Annotated in this window: 11 protein-coding genes; 10 read left to right on the forward strand and 1 reads right to left on the reverse strand. The window is 63.1% G+C overall.

Annotation, left to right across the window (positions count from 1 at the left end):
* Window positions 1-3,387: DNA-directed RNA polymerase subunit beta' (rpoC, locus tag VFB05_RS14465; protein WP_325013409.1), on the forward strand; the 3,387-nt coding region annotated here is incomplete at its 5' end.
* 843 nt (window positions 3,388-4,230) lie between these two features.
* Entirely contained in the window at window positions 4,231-5,268 is a 1,038-nt protein-coding gene (locus VFB05_RS14470) for a dienelactone hydrolase (protein WP_325013410.1), read from the forward strand.
* A gap of 74 nt (window positions 5,269-5,342) precedes the next feature.
* Here the strand turns inward: VFB05_RS14470 and VFB05_RS14475 are convergent, their stop codons facing one another.
* Window positions 5,343-5,825, reverse strand: a complete 483-nt coding sequence (locus VFB05_RS14475; protein WP_325013411.1) for a MarR family winged helix-turn-helix transcriptional regulator — start codon at window positions 5,823-5,825, stop codon at window positions 5,343-5,345.
* 434 nt (window positions 5,826-6,259) lie between these two features.
* Between VFB05_RS14475 and VFB05_RS14480 the strand changes: the two genes are divergently transcribed.
* From VFB05_RS14480 to rpsG, 8 genes are all read left to right on the forward strand, one after another.
* Entirely contained in the window at window positions 6,260-7,810 is a 1,551-nt protein-coding gene (locus VFB05_RS14480) for a porin (RefSeq protein ID WP_325013412.1), read from the forward strand.
* Between the two features lie 532 nt (window positions 7,811-8,342).
* Window positions 8,343-10,397, forward strand: a complete 2,055-nt coding sequence (locus tag VFB05_RS14485; RefSeq protein ID WP_325013413.1) for an FAD-dependent oxidoreductase — start codon at window positions 8,343-8,345, stop codon at window positions 10,395-10,397.
* Between the two features lie 117 nt (window positions 10,398-10,514).
* Window positions 10,515-12,542 carry an ABC transporter ATP-binding protein gene (locus tag VFB05_RS14490; protein ID WP_325013414.1) on the forward strand — a complete coding sequence of 676 codons (2,028 nt, stop codon included), beginning with the start codon at window positions 10,515-10,517 and terminating at the stop codon, window positions 12,540-12,542.
* Between the two features lie 136 nt (window positions 12,543-12,678).
* Window positions 12,679-14,145: a multicopper oxidase family protein gene (locus VFB05_RS14495; protein ID WP_325013415.1), complete on the forward strand. Its 1,467-nt coding sequence runs from the start codon at window positions 12,679-12,681 to the stop codon at window positions 14,143-14,145.
* Window positions 14,146-14,202: 57 nt separating this feature from the next.
* Complete coding sequence (gene chrA / locus VFB05_RS14500) at window positions 14,203-15,423, forward strand: chromate efflux transporter (RefSeq protein WP_325013416.1); 1,221 nt, start codon at window positions 14,203-14,205, stop codon at window positions 15,421-15,423.
* A 116-nt stretch (window positions 15,424-15,539) separates the two neighbouring features.
* On the forward strand, window positions 15,540-16,730 hold the full coding sequence (locus VFB05_RS14505) for an MFS transporter (protein WP_325013417.1): 1,191 nt from the start codon (window positions 15,540-15,542) through the stop codon (window positions 16,728-16,730).
* 619 nt (window positions 16,731-17,349) lie between these two features.
* A complete protein-coding gene (rpsL, locus tag VFB05_RS14510) occupies window positions 17,350-17,721 on the forward strand; it encodes a 30S ribosomal protein S12 (RefSeq protein ID WP_044538537.1) in 372 nt (123 codons plus the stop codon).
* A 29-nt stretch (window positions 17,722-17,750) separates the two neighbouring features.
* Complete coding sequence (gene rpsG / locus VFB05_RS14515; protein WP_325013418.1) at window positions 17,751-18,221, forward strand: 30S ribosomal protein S7; 471 nt, start codon at window positions 17,751-17,753, stop codon at window positions 18,219-18,221.
* Window positions 18,222-18,327 lie beyond the last annotated feature (106 nt).

Here is an 18,327-nt window from a genome sequence, read left to right on the forward strand (position 1 = left end):
CGCCGCGTCATCAACCGCAACAACCGCCTGAAGCGGCTGATGGAGCTGCGCGCGCCCGACATCATCATCCGCAACGAAAAGCGCATGCTGCAGGAGGCCGTCGACGCGCTGTTCGACAACGGCCGCCGTGGCCGCGTCATCACCGGCGCCAACAAGCGCCCGCTGAAGTCGCTCGCCGACATGCTCAAGGGCAAGCAGGGCCGCTTCCGCCAGAACCTGCTCGGCAAGCGCGTCGACTATTCCGGCCGTTCGGTGATCGTCGTCGGTCCGGAGCTGCGCCTGCACCAGTGCGGCCTGCCGAAGAAGATGGCGCTCGAGCTGTTCAAGCCGTTCATCTATTCGCGGCTTGACGCCAAGGGCCTGTCCACCACGGTGAAGCAGGCCAAGAAGCTGGTCGAGAAGGAGCGGCCCGAGGTCTGGGACATCCTGGATGAGGTGATCCGCGAGCACCCGGTGCTGCTCAACCGCGCACCGACCTTGCACCGCCTCGGCATCCAGGCGTTCGAGCCGGTGTTGATCGAGGGCAAGGCGATCCAGCTGCACCCGCTGGTCTGCGCCGCCTTCAACGCCGACTTCGACGGCGACCAGATGGCCGTGCACGTTCCGCTGTCGCTGGAAGCGCAGCTGGAGGCGCGCGTCCTGATGATGTCGACCAACAACATCCTGCATCCAGCGAACGGCCAGCCGATCATCGTGCCGTCGCAGGACATCGTGCTCGGTCTCTACTATGTCTCGATCATGCGCGAAGGCCTGCCCGGCGAGGGCAAGACCTTCGGCAACATGTCGGACCTCGAGCATGCCCTGCATGCCAAGGTCATTCACCTCCACACCAAAATCAAGTACCGGTGGGAGGGGATCGACGAGACCGGCAAGTCGTCGCGCCGCTGGATCGAGACCACGCCCGGTCGCGTGATGCTTGGCAACGTGCTGCCGAAGCACCCGAAGATCGCCTATGAGATCATCAACAAGCTGATGACCAAGCGCGAGATCTCCGGCGTCATCGATCAGGTCTATCGCCATTGCGGCCAGAAGGAGACGGTGATCTTCTGCGACCGCATCATGGCGCTTGGCTTCTACAATGCGTTCAAGGCCGGCATCTCGTTCGGCAAGGACGACATGGTGGTGCCGCACGGCAAGTGGAAGATCGTGGACCAGACCCGTACGCTGGCGAAGGATTTCGAGCAGCAGTACAACGACGGTCTGATCACCCATGGCGAGAAGTACAACAAGGTCGTCGACGCCTGGTCGAAGGCGACCGAGGAAATCGCCAAGGAGATGATGAAGGAGATCTCTTCGACCAAGAAGACGCCGAAGGGCGCGGATGCCGACATCAACTCGATCTACATGATGGCGCATTCCGGTGCGCGTGGTTCGCCCGCGCAGATGCGTCAGCTCGCCGGCATGCGCGGCCTGATGGCCAAGCCCTCGGGCGAGATCATCGAGACGCCGATCATCTCGAATTTCAAGGAAGGCCTCTCGGTGCTCGAGTACTTCAACTCGACCCACGGCGCCCGCAAGGGCCTCGCGGACACCGCGTTGAAGACTGCGAACTCCGGCTACCTGACCCGCCGTCTGGTCGACGTGGCGCAGGACTGCATCATCACCGCCGATGATTGCGGCACCTCGCTCGGCATCAAGATGCGCGCCATCATCGATGCCGGCACGGTCGTCGCCTCGTTGGCGTCGCGCATCCTCGGCCGCGTCGCGGGCGAGGACCTGCGCGATCCCGCGACCAACAAGGTCGTGGTCAAGCGCGGCACGCTGATGGAGGAGACTCATGTCGATGCCATCCAGCAGGCCGGCATCCAGGAGGTGAAGATCCGCTCGGCGCTGACCTGCGAGCTCGTGAACGGCATCTGCGGCAAGTGCTACGGCCGCGATCTGGCCCGCGGCACGCCGGTCAACCACGGCGAGGCGGTGGGCGTCATTGCGGCGCAGTCGATCGGCGAGCCGGGCACCCAGCTCACCATGCGCACCTTCCACATCGGCGGCGCGGCGCAGATCAACGAGCAGTCGTTCGTCGAGTCGAACTTCGAGGGCAAGATCGTCATCAAGAACAAGGCGATCGCCCGCAACAGCGAAGGCCACCTGATCGCGATGGTGCGCAACATGGTGGTGGCGATCGTCGATGCCGACGGCACCGAGCGGGCGACCCACCGCATCCAGTATGGCTCACGCATGCATGTCGACGAGGGCGACATGGTCAAGCGCGGCCAGCGCATCGCGGAGTGGGATCCCTACACCCGGCCGGTGCTGTCCGAGGCCGAGGGCACGATCGGGTTCGAGGACCTGGTCGAGGGCCAGTCGATCTCGGAAACGCTCGACGAATCCACCGGCATCGCCAAGCGCGTCGTCATCGATTGGCGCACCACGCGTGGCGGGGCGGATCTGCACCCGGCCATCGTGGTCAAGGGCAAGGACGGCAAGGTCGCAAAGCTCGCGCGTGGCGGCGATGCCCGCTACATGCTGTCGGTCGACGCCATCCTGTCGGTCGACGTGGGCGCCAAGGTGATGCCGGGCGACATCCTGGCGCGTATCTCGACCGAGAGCGCCAAGACGCGTGACATCACCGGCGGTCTGCCGCGGGTGGCGGAGTTGTTCGAGGCCCGCAAGCCGAAGGATGCGGCGATCATCGCCGAGATCGCCGGCACCATCCGCTTCGGCCGGGACTACAAGAACAAGCGCCGCATCTCGATCGAGCCGATGGACAAGACCGAGGAGCCGCGCGAGTACCTGATCCCGAAGGGCAAGCACATCCACCTGCAGGACGGCGACGTCGTCGAAAAGGGTGACTTCATCGTCGAAGGCAACCCGGCGCCGCATGACATCCTGGCGATCAAGGGCATCGAGGAACTCGCTGCCTATCTGGTCAACGAGATCCAGGAGGTCTACCGGCTGCAGGGCGTGCTCATCAACGACAAGCACATCGAGGTCATTGTCCGTCAGATGCTGCAGAAGGTGGAGATCACCGAGCAGGGCGATACCGACATGATCTCGGGCGAGCAGGTCGACAAGATCGAGTTCGACGCGCTCAACGCCAAGGCCAAGGAGGAGGGCAAGAAGCCCGCCACGGGGACGCCGGTTCTGCTCGGCATCACCAAGGCGAGCCTGCAGACCCGCTCCTTCTTCTCCGCGGCGTCGTTCCAGGAGACCACCCGCGTGCTCACCGAAGCCGCCGTCAACGGCAAGGTGGACCCGCTGGAAGGCCTCAAGGAGAACGTCATCGTCGGCCGGCTGATCCCGGCGGGCACCGGTGCCTCGATGGCCCGTATCCGCGAGGTCGCGATGAAGCGCGACAAGCTGATTCTCGACGAGCGCGAGAAGCAGGCGGCGATCGTGCCGACCGCGCCGGAGGCCGAGCCGCTGGCGCTGCCGCCGGCGGAGTAAGCCGACGACGGCTGTCGCAAAGCTGTCACATGAAACGAGAAGGCCGGCGTCACGCCGGCCTTTTCTGTTGTTGGGCGGCTACCGTCTGCTTCGGGCAGCGCCGCAATTGCCTCGATGCTGATGAGCGGAGAGGCGCGCGCAAGCGGCTCGATCACGTGCGCGAGGAATTCGATCACCAATTCGTGTGAGGCGCGTGAAAGTGATCGAGATCGTTCAGTTTGCAGGTGTTTTCGGGGCGAAGCGAATTTGCTCCGACATCGGCGGTGCAAAATCGCCTTGACCCTGGCAGTTCTAAATTATACCATAATCTTGACAGTGTAAAGATTTGTATCGAGATGTTCGCTCCATCGTCGTGGCCGCCTTGTAAAGCAGGTTGCCGACTGGAAATGCGCTCGGTGCTGACTGGAAGGGCGACAGATGCCGGGCGCAGCCAGAGTGTTGACGTGCCGCGGCTTCGCGCGGTCGCCGCAGCCGAACTCGCAGATGGCCGCAAACGGCAGGAGGCTCCCGCCGCAGAGCGCTCGCTCGCGCGAGATTGATTTGCACACAAACGGATCGCCTGACACGGTGGTGTACGGCTCGAGCGCTCACCATGGGCGTGGTGCTCATCAGTGGTGTGACGTGTCAGACTTCGCCGACATTCTGCGCAGCTTCCTTCTCATTCTCCCTCAGCTCACTGGAAATGACGGGCCGCCATGCGTCGGCGATGTGGTGCTCGTCCTTTCCGGGCGCGCATCGATTGATTAAGTCATCGGACGGAATGAGCCCGTGAATATCCATCACATGAGATTTCAAGCCAGCCCTCCGGGTCAGGCGCGTTGGCCGGACAGTGAAGACTTGTCGATGGAGTTCTTGCGGCTGCTGGCGGCGGCCCAGGAGGGTGGCTCCGCGGTGGCCGAATGCCTGATGGCGGCAAGCCGCATCGATTTCGATGACGATGAGTCCTGGTGCCTCGAATGGAAGCGGATGGCCGATCTCAACGCCGCGCGTGGCGATGCGGCGCTGCGCGAGGGCAATGTGCTGACTGCGCGCAGCAACTGGTTGCGTGCCATCGGCTATTACCAGACCGCCGTTTTCGTGTTCGATGCCGCTGACGACGAGCACCAGGCAGTGGTCAGGAGCATGCGCAGGTGCGCGGCGAGCTTTCTTGCGCATCGCGATCCGGCGGGTGAGGTGGTCTCGATCGCATGGCCCGGCGCTTACCCGCTGCAAGCCTATTTTCTACCGCCCCGGGGGGTGACGGGCCGCACGGCGGCCGTGATCTGCTTCGCCGAGCCCGGACAGCGGAAGGAGGAGTTTCTCTACAAGATGGCGCGCCATGCCGACGAGCGCGGCATGGCGCTGCTTGCGGTCGATCTCCACGGCGCGGAAGCGGGCGATGCCTTCGACGACATCGTCGGCCGTTCTGATCTCGAGACCGCGGTCGGTCATGTCATGGATTACCTCCTCCAGAGGGACGACGTCGATGAGAGCCGGGTGGCGATCCTGGGAGATGGCGGCAGCTCATCCTTCGTGGCGCGGGGCATTGCCTTCGACGACCGCTTCGCGGCAGCAGTGTGCGACGGCGGCATTTGGGACCTGCACGAACGCCTGTTTCTGCACGACCGCCTCGGCCATTCGGATACGGCGCCTCCGCTGAGCAGGGTGGCGCGCAACATCCGCTGTCCGGTCCTCATCCCGGCGGGCGAGCGCGGCTGGCTCGAGGCGGAACGCGTGCGCGAGCTTTATGAAGGCCTGAGGAGCGGACATCGCGACGTCACGCTGAAGATCTTCAAGTCCGAGGATACCGCGGCGATGCAGGGGCACGCCGACAATCCAACCTTGGCGAACGAGTACATTTTCGACTGGATCGCCGCGCGGCTGCGCGGCAGCGCGACCTGATCTCGATCGCGCGCCCGGTTTCGAACCGTTGGATTGGGGCAGCCGAAGGCTTGGATGGCGCCGTGCGCGTGCGATCAGAAGTCCAGCGTCACTTTCATGCAGGCCTTCTCAAGCCGGCTTTGCAGGGCCGCGAGCTTCTCAGTGAACTCTTCGAGCGCGCGGCTGTCGAACTCGGCGAAAATGAACGCGTTCAACGCCTCTTGCTGGGTGGCAAGTCCGGCCAGATGCTTGCGCGTCTTGTCCGTCAGCGACATCTGCACGACTCGCGCGTCTTCGCTCGAGGGCTTGCGACGCACAAATCCCTTCTTCTCGAGGAGCTTCGACTGCGTCGTGACGAAGGACGAATCGACGCGCAGTTTCTTGGAGACGGCATTGACCGGCACGCCGTCCTCCTGATCCATGTCGGCGAGCGCCATGATGATCATCCATTGCGGGCCACTGATTCCGAGCTTCTTGGCCCAAAAATATCGTAGCTCCTCCAGGTGTGCGCCAATGGCCGCGATTGCCCAGGTGAAGCGGTCGGCCGCGTTGTGATCGATCCCAGCGCTGCTCTCCAATTCCGTCCCCTTTGCCGGACCGAGCGGGCCGGCGCTCTTTTGATTGTTTGCTACTGCCATAACCCATCTTGAGCGGATTGGTTTGGAAAAAAAGCAAAAAGATCAGTTATGAAATCTAAATATCGGCCCCAATTGCCCTTGGTAATGGCCTAAAAGGGTGCGTTGCAAAAAGGAGACAGGGCTTCTTAATCGTTTAGATGATAAAATAAACTATTTTGATAATTGAAGTCGCAAATGCATATTTCCCCGTGACGACCTAGGGATCTGGAGTCGTCCCGTGAGGTAGCTCGCTGAACACCCGCGCATCAGGGCGGGGTTGCCCAAAGGCGCGAGGTGATCGAGCGGTTTTTTGAGGGGCCAGGGGGCTGGTTGCTTGGGGGATTTCGATTCCGCCAGGACGGCGCCTTTCCCAGAGAGCAACTTGGAGGGTTACAATGAAGACGATTAAGGGCCTCTTGCTCGGCTCTGCGGCGGGCTTGCTCGTCGTGGGTGGGGCGCAGGCTGCTGATCTTCCCGTAAAGGCCAAAGCGGTCGAATATGTGAAGGTCTGTTCGCTCTATGGCGCGGGATTCTACTACATCCCGGGCACTGACACCTGCATCAAGCTGGGTGGCTACCTTCGTGTGGACGTTCTGGCGAACACGAATAACGATGCCGGCGGCAACACGGGGACTCCCGCCAGCGCGAACAACCGTTTCACCAACGCTTACGAGTGGCGCGCGCGTCAAAACCTGAACGTCGATACGCGTACTGCGACCGAGTATGGTGTCGTTCGTACCTACGGCGAATTTGTGCTGAACTGGACCAATGACAACTACGCCGGGCTTGGCACCGGAGCGACGACTTACGGCAGCATCGGGGGCGTCGCGGCGCCGCAAAATGCCAGCGCGGGCGCGGTCGCGGGCGGTACGCTCGGCGTCTACTATGCCTTCATTCAGTTCGCCGGGTTCACGATCGGTAAGGCGATCTCGGAGTTCAGCGCGCCCTGGACAAACTACCCCGGCAACAATTTCGACGGTCTCGTCGGCGGCGGCGGCACCGTCACTGGTGTCAATCAGTTCACCTACACCGCTCAGTTCGGCAACGGCGTCAGTGCGGCGATCTCGGTGCAGGATCAGTCGGCCTATTACCAGGCTGGCGTGAACAATCTCAGCACGACCGGCCTGACCGGGCTGAGCCTCCTGACCGGTTCCAGCGACTACGCTGGCACTGCTGCTCCGGACATTGTCGGCACGGTGACGCTCGATCAGGCTTGGGGCCTGTTCAAGTTTTCGGCCGCGGCGCATGACAACCACGCTGCCTATTACGGTGCGACCGAAGTCACGGGTCACCCCGAGGACCGCTGGGGCTGGGCCGCCCAGGCTGCCTTGCAGATCAAGAATATCCCGACCGGTGCCGGTGACGACATCAAGGTCTCAGCCGTGTATACCAGCGGTGCAACCCGCTACAACATCCAGGACTTGGCCTCTCAGGCCGGTGCGGCCCAGGTCTATGGCGGCACGAGTGCCGCCGGCGCTTACCAGAGCCTCGGAATCGGCTTTGCTCCAGACACGGTGTTTGCCGCGGGGACTCAGCAGCAGCTGATCCAGACCTGGGGTATGCGCGGCGCGTTCAACCACAACTGGGATCCCTACTGGAGCTCCGCCTTGTATGGCGCGTACGCGGCTATCCACTACAACAGCACGGCCAAAGCTCTGATCTGCGCCACGCCTGGCATGGGGTTGATGGCTTTGGGCGCGGCAGGCGCTGGTGTGACCACCTGCAACCCGGACTACAATATCGGGCAGCTTGGTTTCATCACACGTTGGACGCCGGTCAAGAACCTGACCTTCTCCGGTGACTTCACCTGGACCCATCTGGACCAGAAGTATACTGGCGTCGTCACCTTGCCGGCTATCGCCAGCATTGCGAAGCCAGCTGCGGCCTATGAGCTGAAGAACCAGGACACCCTGACCCTTCTGCTTCGCGCCCAGCGCAACTTCTAATAGCGACCGCTCGGTCGAGATCCAATCAGACCCCGGCGGGAAACTGCCGGGGTTTTCTTGATCCTCAACGTGTTTGGGCGAATGGGCGCGTCACCAGGAAGTCAGCATTCGCGGTTCGCAGATCAAATCCATTTTACCATTTAGCTTATTTACTCAAGTTATTTTATCACGTAGTGTCCAGGTCAGGATGTCGAACCGGAATGGTTTGGCCGCCGCTTAGTTTCGAGGAGACTCCGCTCGACTTGATGCTAAACCTCCAGAAGCCATCGGCGATGCCCCGCCGGTGGCTTTTCTGTTGAGAGGGCGCCTGGAAGGCGACGGGGGCCGGACTAAAAAGGCAACACTCGCAGGGAAAAGCGCCTCCGTATGATTACGGAACATGCGGAAATGCTCGCGTTTTTGCCCTTTCCGGGTCCTGCTGCAGCGCGGCAAGGCGCTTTGTTCATCTTCCCTTCATGCTGAAAAGCGCTTTTGTTTTTGCGACTTAGACCGGTGTTCCCGCGGCGGGGGCGCCGGAGCCCACGGAAGAATCATGCTTGATCTTGCAATTGTTGGCGGCGGGCCGGGGGGCCTGATGAGCGCCTGGTATCTGAGGCGCAAGCTCGGCGAGCTGTGCCGCGTCACCATTTTCGAGGCCTCCGACCGGCTCGGCGGCAAAATCCTCACGCGCAAATTCGATTCGGCGCCGGCGGTGTATGAGGCGGGCGTTGCGGAGATTTACGACTACTCCATGACGGGACCGGACCCGCTGCGCGAGCTGATCCAGCATTTCGGGCTGCAGACGATCCCGATGGACGCCGAGCAGGTCGTGCTTGACGGAGAGCTGCTCAACGACGTGCCCGGCATGCGCCGCAAATATGGCGCCAAGACCGCCGAGGCGATCGAGGCGTTCCGCAAGCGCTGCGGCGAGATGATCTCGCCGATCGAATATTATGAAGGCGTCGGCGCGCATGACAACGATCATCCCTGGAGCCAGATCAACGCGGAACAGCTGCTCGACAGGGAGGTCGAGGACGAGACCGCAAAGCGCTTCTTCAAGGTGATGGCGCGCTCCGACATCGCGACCGAAAGCCACAACACCAACGGGCTCAACGCGCTCAAGAATTTTGTGATGGATATCGACGGCTATATCGGCCTGTACTCCATCCAGAACGGCAACGAGCAGCTGATCGACTGCCTGCAGTCCGAGGTCGATGCGGACATCCAGCTCAATCATCGCGTCCTCAAGGTCGGCAAGACCGAGGCCGGGCGCTACCGGCTCAACATGATGAACGGCAAGGGCCCGGAGACGCGCGAGTTCGATCTCGTGCTGGTCTGCCTGCCGCACTCCTGGCTCGCCACGCTCGCCTGGGAAGGCGAGCTGCTGCGCAAGTCGATGGTCAAGCACATCGCCTATTTCGATCGCCCGGCGCATTATATCCGTGCTTCGCTCCTGTTCGACGAGCCGTTCTGGGGTGACAAGATCCCCGGCGCCTGGTTCATGTCCGAGGCGTTCGGCGGCTGCTGCGTCTATAATGAAGGCGCGCGGCATGACGTCGGCCGTCACGGCGTGCTGAATTTCCTGATTCCGGGCTCGGATGCGCTCGCCTTCGCCAATCTGAGCGACCAGGATCTCATCACGGCTGCGCTGAAGTCGCTGCCGGCCTCGCTGGGTGATGCGCGTGCGCACTTCCTCGAGGGCAAGGTGCATCGCTGGCTGTCCTCGGTGAATGCGATTCCCGGCGGTCTTCCCGCGCGCGACGTCATGACCAATCATCGGCCCGAGCCGAAGCAGCATCCGGGTCTCGTCCTGGTCGGCGACTATCTGTTCGATTCGACGCTCAACGGGCTGCTCGATTCCTCCGACGCAGCAACCGACATCGTCCTGACCGAGATGATGCGGTTGCGCCGCGCGCGTGCGCGGAACGACGCACGGCTGTCCGACAAGATCGACCGCAATTATTTCGAGAATTACCGCGGCCTCGGCCCTTACCGCGAGGCGTGGCGGCATTTCACCGATCCCGACTATCTGCGCCAGCTGATCCGCATCGTCTGGGGCCGGGAGGAGGGCTACAAGATTCTCATCGCGGGCTCGGCCAGTGGCGAGCTGGTCGGTGCGCTGCGCGAGCGCGGGATCGACGCCTGGGGAATCGAGAACAACCGATACATCCACGGCAAGACGCCGGCGGAGCTGAAGCCGTTCAACAGGCTCGGCTCGATCGTGGACATGCCGTTCGCCGACGGCGAGTTCGACTTCGTGTTCGAGACCAGCCTCTGCCACGTCGCGGGCCAACAGGTCCCGCGGGCCATTCGCGAATTCAATCGCGTCGTCAAGACCGGCATGGTCTTCGGATCGGTGACGTCGGACATGGCGCCGGCCGTGATCGACCGCTATGACCTGCTGCGCGGGGTGAAGAAGCTCGGCACCTGGTGGGAATGGTCGGAGCTGTTCTTCGGCAACGGGTTTGATCTCTCGATGCACCGCCACGACTGTACCGATGCGCTGTGGACCGCGACGCTCGCGGCGAACAAAGGGCCCGGCCAGTGGTATGCGGACGCCGACAGCCTGCGTTATTCGTTCTTCGACAAGGTCGACAACGAAGATTAACCTCGTCGTCATGCCGGAGTAATTCTGCTGAACGGGCGCCAATCGTGCCAAGTCGTGCGATGGCGCCCTTGCCCTTTGAGTAGCGGTCGTGCCGGCCGTGCAGCATCGGTTGGTCGAATGGCACCCAAGCCTTCATTGTCCAGTGACAACATCCTCAGCGCTCCCGACCCGGACGAGCGGGACAGCCGGACGAGCGCGCGGGCGGCTGCCGCACGCGTCCTCGAGAACAAGCCTGCGCCGCCTGCCGAGCTCGACGACGACGAGGATCAGGACGAGGACAACGAGGCATTGGCGCTCGATGACGAGGAGGATGACGAGGATCTCGTCGTCTTTACCGCGAAGGAAGCCGCCGGCGCGCTTTCCACCATCTACAGCTTCGTCAAGCCGTACCTTGCCAATTACAAGAAGATCATCGCACTGGTTGGCTGCGGCGTGGTCATTGAGACGCTGTTCAACGTCATCATGCCGCTCAGCCTCAAATTCCTGATCGACGATGCGCTCGGGGAGGAGGACTTCCAGGCGCTCTATCGCATCCTCGGGGTGCTGGCGACCGCCGGCATCTGCACCTCGATCGTGGCGGTGCTGTACGAGCGCTGGGATGCGCGGCTGACCGCGGCGGTGCTCTCCGACGTGCGCACGACCCTGTTCGAGCATGTGCAGAACCTGCCGGCGGCCTTCTTCCAGCGCACCAAGCGCGGCGAGATCCTGTCGCGGTTCTCCGTCGACATGGCGGCCTTCGAAGGCTCGATCAAGGGCTTCTCCGCCGGCGCCGTGCTGCCGTTCCTGGAGTTGATCGCCGGCATCGTCCTGATGCTGTTCCTGAACTGGCAGCTCGCGGTAGTGGCGCTGCTGGTGTTTCCGATCACGCTGATCGGGCCGCGAATCCTCACTCCGAAAGCGGTATTGGCCAATTACGAGCAGAAGCAGAACGAGGCCGCGCTGCTCGGTATGGTGCAGGAGAGCATCGCGGCGCAAGCCGTGGTCAAGGCCTTCAGCCTGCAGCGCAAGGTGTTCGGCTGGTTCTCCTTCCGCAACGACGCCGCGCGCCGCAGGATCGCAGCCGCAGCCTTCCTGTCGACCATGGTCGAGCGCACCGTGACCATCGCCGTGCTGTTGTTGCATCTCGTGGTGCTGGGCTTGGGCGCGTATCTCGCGACCAAGGGCCAGATCACGATCGGCACCTTCGTCACCTTCGAGAGCGCATTCTGGGAGGTGTCCTACAACATCGCCCATGTGATGCATTTCATCCCGCTGTCGATCTCGTCGGCGGCCGCCGTGCGCCACATCCAGGAGCTTCTCGACGAGCCGACCCGCGGTGCCGACAGGCCCGGCGCGCCGGACCTGCCCGGCATCACCCATGACATCTCCTTCGAGCGCGTCACTTTCCAATATGAAGGCGCGCAGACGCCGGTCATGGACGGTTTCTCGCTCAAGCTCGACGTCGGCAAGCGGGTTGCGATCGTCGGTCCCAGCGGCTCGGGCAAGAGCACGCTGCTCAATCTGATCCTGCGCCTTTACGTGCCCGACGAAGGCCGCATCACCATCGACGGGGTCGACATCCGCAAGGTGACGCTGGAATCGCTCCGCCGATGCATGGCCGTGGTGTTCCAGGACAACATGCTGTTCAACATGTCGATCCGCGAGAACATCCGCCTCGGCAAGCCCGATGCCACCGACGCCGAGGTCGAGGCGGCCGCACGCAAGGCCGAGATCCACCGCTACATCATGAGCCTGCCGCAGAAATACGATACGCCCGTCGGCGAGCGCGGCGACACGCTGTCGGGCGGACAGCGCCAGCGCGTTGCGATTGCGCGCGCCATCATCCGCGATCCCGCCGTGCTCTTGCTGGACGAGGCGACCTCGGCGCTCGACCAGACCACGGAAGCCGCCATCAACCGCACGCTGCTCAAGCTCGCCAAGGGTCGTACCCTGATCTGGTCGACCCACCGGCTCACTTCGGTGGTGGAGATGGACGAGATCATCGTCGTCTCCGGCGGCCGGGTTATCGAACGCGGCTCACACGCCCAATTGCTGGCCAAGAACGGCGTCTATCGCCAGCTGTGGGACGATCAGAACCATGCGCCGCATGGCGCGAAGCAGGTCGTCGTAGATGATGACGATGAGGAGGACGACGACGAGGATTGACGCGATCCTCGCCTGGTGCCGCAATTTGGAACCGATCGGGCATCAATGCGTTGCGGCTAGCGGCTGAGAAGGTCCATCGGCTGTCATCCGGGGCAGCTATATCGGGGCGATATCGAAAAGCTTTTCGGAGACGATCGTGTCGATCAATCGCCGTGCCTTGCTCAGGAGCGCCGCCGCCATTCCGCTTGCCGGCATCTTGCCGCCACGAGCCAGCGCGCAGGGAACGCCTGAAAGCAACCCTCCCGACGAGAAGGCCGATTACAGCCTGCGCATCGCCAATGGCCTGATCGAGCTTGCGCCCGACCACATCGTCTCCACCACGCTCTATAACGATCAGTTTCCTGGGCCGCTGCTCCGCTTTCGCGAAGGGCAGCGCGTCGTCGTCGACATCCACAACGACACCGACACGCCGGAACTCGTGCACTGGCACGGGCAGATGATCGGCAGCGACGTCGACGGCGCAGCGGAGGAGGGCACGCCTTACGTGCCGCCGCACGGGATGCGCAGGGTCGCCTTCACGCCAAAGCCCTCCGGCTTTCGCTTCTACCACACCCATGTCGTGGCGGGCTCTGATCTCAACCGCGGCACTTATACGGGACAGGCGGGCCCGGTCTACATCGAGCCGCGCGACAATCCCGGCAGCTATGACCGCGAAGTCTTCCTGGTGCTGAAGGAATTCTCGCCAACCTTCAGCCGCGGCGGCGATATGGCGATGGACACCCTTGTCGGATCACCGATCAAAGCCCTGCAGGATATGGGAAAGGCGGCCGACGAGGCCGCGACGGAAAAGACCAAGGGCTTCGAGGTCGGCTACGACCTGTTTTCGATCAACGGCAGGATGCTGGGCCACGGCGAGCCGATCCGGGTCAAGAAGGGCGAGCGGGTGCTGTTCCACGTGCTCAATGCCAGCGCCGGCGAGATCCGCAGCCTGGCGCTGCCGGGGCACAGTTTCCAGATCGTCGCGCTGGACGGCAACCCGGTGCCGACCAGGGCCGAGGTGCCGCTGCTGTGGATCGGCACCGCGGAGCGCGTCTCCGCGCTGGTCGAGATGAATCATCCGGGCGTCTGGGTCATGGGCGATCTCGCCGACGACGATCGCAACCGCGGCATGGGCATTGTCGTCGAATATGCCGACCAGAAGGGCAAGCCGCAGTGGAGCAAGCCCAAGCCGTTCCGCTGGGACTACAGCCGCTTCGGCAAGCCGGATACGTCGGTGACGGCGCCCGACGAAACCATGGAGATCACGATTCTCAAGCACAATGCTGCACTCGCCGGCTTCAATCAGTGGACGCTCAACGGCGAAGCCTTTTCCATGGACAGCATGAAGCCCGCCTACACGATCCATCAGGGACGGCGCTATCGGCTCAAATTCCGCAACGCCAGCGACGACATTCACCCCCTGCATCTGCACCGGCACAGCTTTGAGCTGACCAGGATCGGCGGCAAGCCGACCGCCGGCGTGATCAAGGACGTCGTGATGCTGGGCGGCTTCCAGGAGCTCGAGCTGGATTTCGTTGCGGATAATCCCGGGCCGACCTTGTTTCACTGTCACCAGCAATTGCACATGGACTTCGGCTTCATGGCGCTTTTCAATTACGCCTGAACCGGCGCGTCGCCGGCGGGGTGTTCAGACCGGGAGCTGGGGACGGCACGGATTCCAATGACAGGTATCGCGCAGCAGCCGGAGCGGGCGGAGAAGGGCTCCGTGCTTGAAGTGCTCTCGATCTTTCTCAAGCTCGGCGTGAGCTGCTTTGGCGGGCCGATCGCCCATATCGGTTATTTTCGCGACGAGTTCGTCACCCGCCGCCGCTGGCTGGACGAGCAGGCCTATGCGGACCTGGTCGCGCTGTGCCAATTCCTGCCGGGGCCTGCGAGCAGCCAGGTCGGCTTCTCCATCGGCTTGATGCGCGCGGGCTATCTCGGCGGGCTCGCGGCCTGGACCGGATTCACGCTGCCATCGGCCATCCTGCTGGTGCTGTTCGCCTATGGCGCGGCGTCGCTAAGCGGGCCGCTGGGCCTCGGCCTGCTGCATGGGCTGAAGCTCGTGGCGGTCGCGATCGTGGCGCAGGCGGTGTTCGGTATGGCGCGCTCGCTGTGCCCGGATCGCCAGCGCGCCTCGATCGCCGCTGTGGCCGCTGTCATTATTCTCTTCAGCACGGCCTCGATGGCGCAGATTGTTGCGATCGTGCTCGGCGGCGTGGCGGGCCTGTGGCTCTGCCGCGGTGCGCCGCCGCCGGAGGGCGGGCATATCAGCATGCCGGTATCGCGCCGGGCTGGCCTCGCCGCGCTGATCGCCTTTTGCGTTCTTCTGATCGGCGTCCTCGTGGTGCAGGGCCGCGCAGGGGCAGGGGCGCTGGATCTGTTTGCCGCCTTTTACCGTTCCGGTGCGCTGGTGTTCGGCGGGGGGCATGTAGTGCTGCCGCTTTTGCGTGAAGCTTTTGTCGCGCCCGGCTGGCTCAGCGACGACGCCTTCCTGGCCGGCTATGGCGCGGCACAAGCCGTGCCCGGCCCACTCTTTACATTTGCCGCCTATCTCGGCGCTCTGGCGAAACCCGAGCCCCATGGGATCGCCGGTGCCGCGCTCGGCCTGTTTGGCATCTTCCTGCCGGGGATCCTCATTCTCCTCGGTATGCTGCCGTTCTGGGATGCGTTTCGGAAGCGGCCGGCCGCACAGGCCGCGATGCGCGGGGTCAATGCCGCCGTGGTCGGCATTCTCGGCGCCGCGCTCTATAACCCCGTGTTCACGAGCTCAGTGAAGACTCCGCCCGATCTGGCTGTCGCGCTTGTCGGATTCGTGCTGCTGATCGCCTGGCGCGCGCCGCCGCTGGTGGTTGTCGTCGTAAGCGCCATCGGGGGGATGGCGCTTTCCCTCATGGCCTAAAGCGCGATGAGATCAGGATGAATCGTCATCGCGCTTTAGCTCTTTCATTGAGCATGATCTTTTCGGAAAACCGCTTCACACTTTTCCGGATCATGCTCTCTAGGTGAGGAGCCGCTGTGCCCGCTCCGATGCAACGCTATTTCGTCGGCCTCTCGCGGGACACCTTTCTGCTCGCGCTCTCCAGCATGTTCGCGGACATCTCGACCGAGATGCTCTATCCGGTGCTGCCGGTGTTCCTCACCCAAGTGCTGCATGCCAGTGGCAGCATCGTCGGTCTCGTGGACGGCTTTGCCCAGGCAACACAGAACATCGTCCAGGGCTTTTCGGGAGCGGTTTCCGACCGCCTGCAACGCCGCAAGCCGGTTGCGCTCATCGGTTATCTGTTGGCGGCCTTCGCCAAGCCGTTAATGGGACTTGCCACGGTGTGGGAGGCCTTGTTCGCCGCGCGCCTGGCCGATCGCATCGGCGCCGGCATGCGCTCTGCGCCGCGCGATGCCCTTGTCGCCTCATCGGTCGCTGAAGCCGACAGGGGGAGGGCCTTTGGCCTGGAAGGGCTTGGCGACAACGCAGGCGCCTTCCTTGGCCCACTGCTTGCGCTGCTCTTGCTCTATGGCGTTCACGTCGAGCTGCGCAGCGTCTTCTATCTGGCCGTGATCCCCGGGCTGCTGGCCGCGCTGATGGTGGTGCTGGTCGGCGAACGGCCGGTTGAGATTGCAGCGAAGGCGAGAATCGACGTCAACTGGCGGCGTTTTCCGGTCCGCTACTGGAAATATCTGCTGGCAACGGCGGTGTTTGCCGCCGGCGCGTCATCCAACGCCTTCCTGATTCTGCGGACCCGGGACAGCGGCGTCTCCCTGGAAGCCACGATCCTGATCTACGCCGCCTTCAACCTGGTGGCGGCGCTGGTGTCCTATCCGGCGGGTGCGCTATCCGACCGCCTCGGTCGCCGCAACCTGCTACTGACTGCCTTCATGGTGTTTCTCCTCACCTATCTCGGCTTTGCCCTGACAGCGAATATCGCCGTCATCGGAGCACTGTTCGTGCTTTATGGGCTGTACCAGGGCATGTTCCGCGCCGTGGGCAAGGCGCTCGCCGCCGATCTCGTGCCGCAGGAGCTGCGCGCCAGTGGCGTCGGCTGGTACTCGACCACGGTCGGGCTGCTCCAGTTGGTGGCGAACCTCGTGGCCGGACTGCTCTGGGACCGAATCGGCCACGCGGCCGTGTTCTATTTCGGTGCAATTTCCGCGGTCGCCGGCGTTCTTGCCCTTGTGATTCTGGTCTCGGCCGATATGCGGCGGAGCGGATAGGCGGCTTTGACCGGCCTCGTGGCACATAATGCCCGGGTAAAAATATCGGTTTGACGGCTCTTGAACGCGAGCCGGACAGCTGTTGTAGAGGACAGGGCGCCCTTCGCTCCGCAGCTGAGCGCGCGCGACTAAGGCCCATCCCGCAGGCACAAAAGGCGCGTCCTCTCTTGTGGTTTCGCCTTGACTTGCCTATTTCACGCCTATAGAAGGCACGCACTTAACGACAGGCGGTGAGCAACGCCAACGTCGGCACGGACCACCCGTTAGCCTCTTTTTGGCGACGGGCACCACCCTCGACGAATGCCGCTCAAACGCTGTCGATTATAGCTAGGCAATGCCAGGACGATTTTAGTTCTTAAGAGCACGTCCTCTTGAGATTGAATTCGGATGCATGACCTCGGTGGCGGGCTTGGCAGCTCACGCTGTCAGTCCGATGGACCGCGGTCCTCTGTGGCGTCGAAGCGCTTTCCGCTCAGCGATGAGTGGCTGGCGCGATTTCGCTTTGCGCGAATAGTTTTTCGCGGAACCAGAGCGAGCCCGGCGGGGGCGGGTACCCCGGAAGATAGGATTTTGCGAAACCGGGAAGCGGTTTCGCGCGAACTAGAAGGTGAAGGCCAAGATGCCGACGATCAACCAACTGATCGCAAGTCCGCGCGAGGTGCAGAAGTCGCGCAAGAAGGTTCCGGCGCTGCAGCAGTCGCCGCAGAAGCGCGGCGTGTGCACGCGCGTCTACACGACGACCCCGAAGAAGCCGAACTCGGCGCTTCGCAAGGTCGCCAAGGTGCGCCTGACCAACGGCTTCGAGGTGATCGGCTACATCCCGGGCGAGGGCCATAACCTGCAGGAGCACTCGGTGGTCATGATCCGCGGCGGCCGCGTCAAGGACTTGCCCGGCGTGCGCTACCACATTCTCCGCGGCGTCCTCGACACCCAGGGCGTCAAGAACCGCAAGCAGCGCCGTTCGAAGTACGGCGCGAAGCGTCCGAAGTAAGCCGCGCGGGCCCTCAAGGAACAGATCAGATGTCGCGTCGCCATTCTGCCGAAAAGCGTGAAGTGCTCCCGGATCCGAAGTTCGGGAACATCATCATTACGAAGTTCATGAACTCGGTGATGTACGCCGGGAAGAAGTCGGTTGCCGAAGGTATCGTGTACGGTGCGCTGGGCATCATCGAGGCCAAGACCAAGCAGAGCCCGCTGACGGTGTTCGAGCAGGCGCTGGAAAACGTCATGCCGACCATCGAGGTGCGGTCCCGCCGCGTCGGCGGCGCCACCTATCAGGTGCCGGTCGAAGTCCGTGCGGTGCGCCGCCAGGCGCTCGGCATTCGCTGGCTGATTTCGGCCGCGCGCGAGCGCAATGAGAAGACCATGACGGAGCGGCTCTCGGCGGAGCTGCTCGATGCGTCGAACAACCGGGGAAACGCCGTCAAGAAGCGTGAAGACGTGCACCGCATGGCGGAAGCCAACCGCGCCTTCTCGCACTATCGCTGGTGATCCGGCGAAACGAACGGAATTTGAAGGAATAGCTCCATGCCCCGCCAACATGCCATCGAGGACTACCGCAACTTCGGTATCATGGCGCATATCGACGCCGGCAAGA

The sequence above is a fragment of the Bradyrhizobium sp. genome (assembly GCF_035652035.1).
Lineage (GTDB): Bacteria > Pseudomonadota > Alphaproteobacteria > Rhizobiales > Xanthobacteraceae > Bradyrhizobium.

What these genes read in the sequence shown, in the direction of transcription:
- VFB05_RS14470 (WP_325013410.1), top strand. Translation starts at nt 4,231, where the DNA reads ATGGAGTTCTTGCGGCTGCTGGCGGCGGCCCAGGAGGGTGGCTCCGCG.
- VFB05_RS14480 (WP_325013412.1), top strand. Translation starts at nt 6,260, where the DNA reads ATGAAGACGATTAAGGGCCTCTTGCTCGGCTCTGCGGCGGGCTTGCTC.
- VFB05_RS14485 (WP_325013413.1), top strand. Translation starts at nt 8,343, where the DNA reads ATGCTTGATCTTGCAATTGTTGGCGGCGGGCCGGGGGGCCTGATGAGC.
- VFB05_RS14490 (WP_325013414.1), top strand. Translation starts at nt 10,515, where the DNA reads ATGGCACCCAAGCCTTCATTGTCCAGTGACAACATCCTCAGCGCTCCC.
- chrA (WP_325013416.1), top strand. Translation starts at nt 14,203, where the DNA reads ATGACAGGTATCGCGCAGCAGCCGGAGCGGGCGGAGAAGGGCTCCGTG.
- rpsL (WP_044538537.1), top strand. Translation starts at nt 17,350, where the DNA reads ATGCCGACGATCAACCAACTGATCGCAAGTCCGCGCGAGGTGCAGAAG.
- rpsG (WP_325013418.1), top strand. Translation starts at nt 17,751, where the DNA reads ATGTCGCGTCGCCATTCTGCCGAAAAGCGTGAAGTGCTCCCGGATCCG.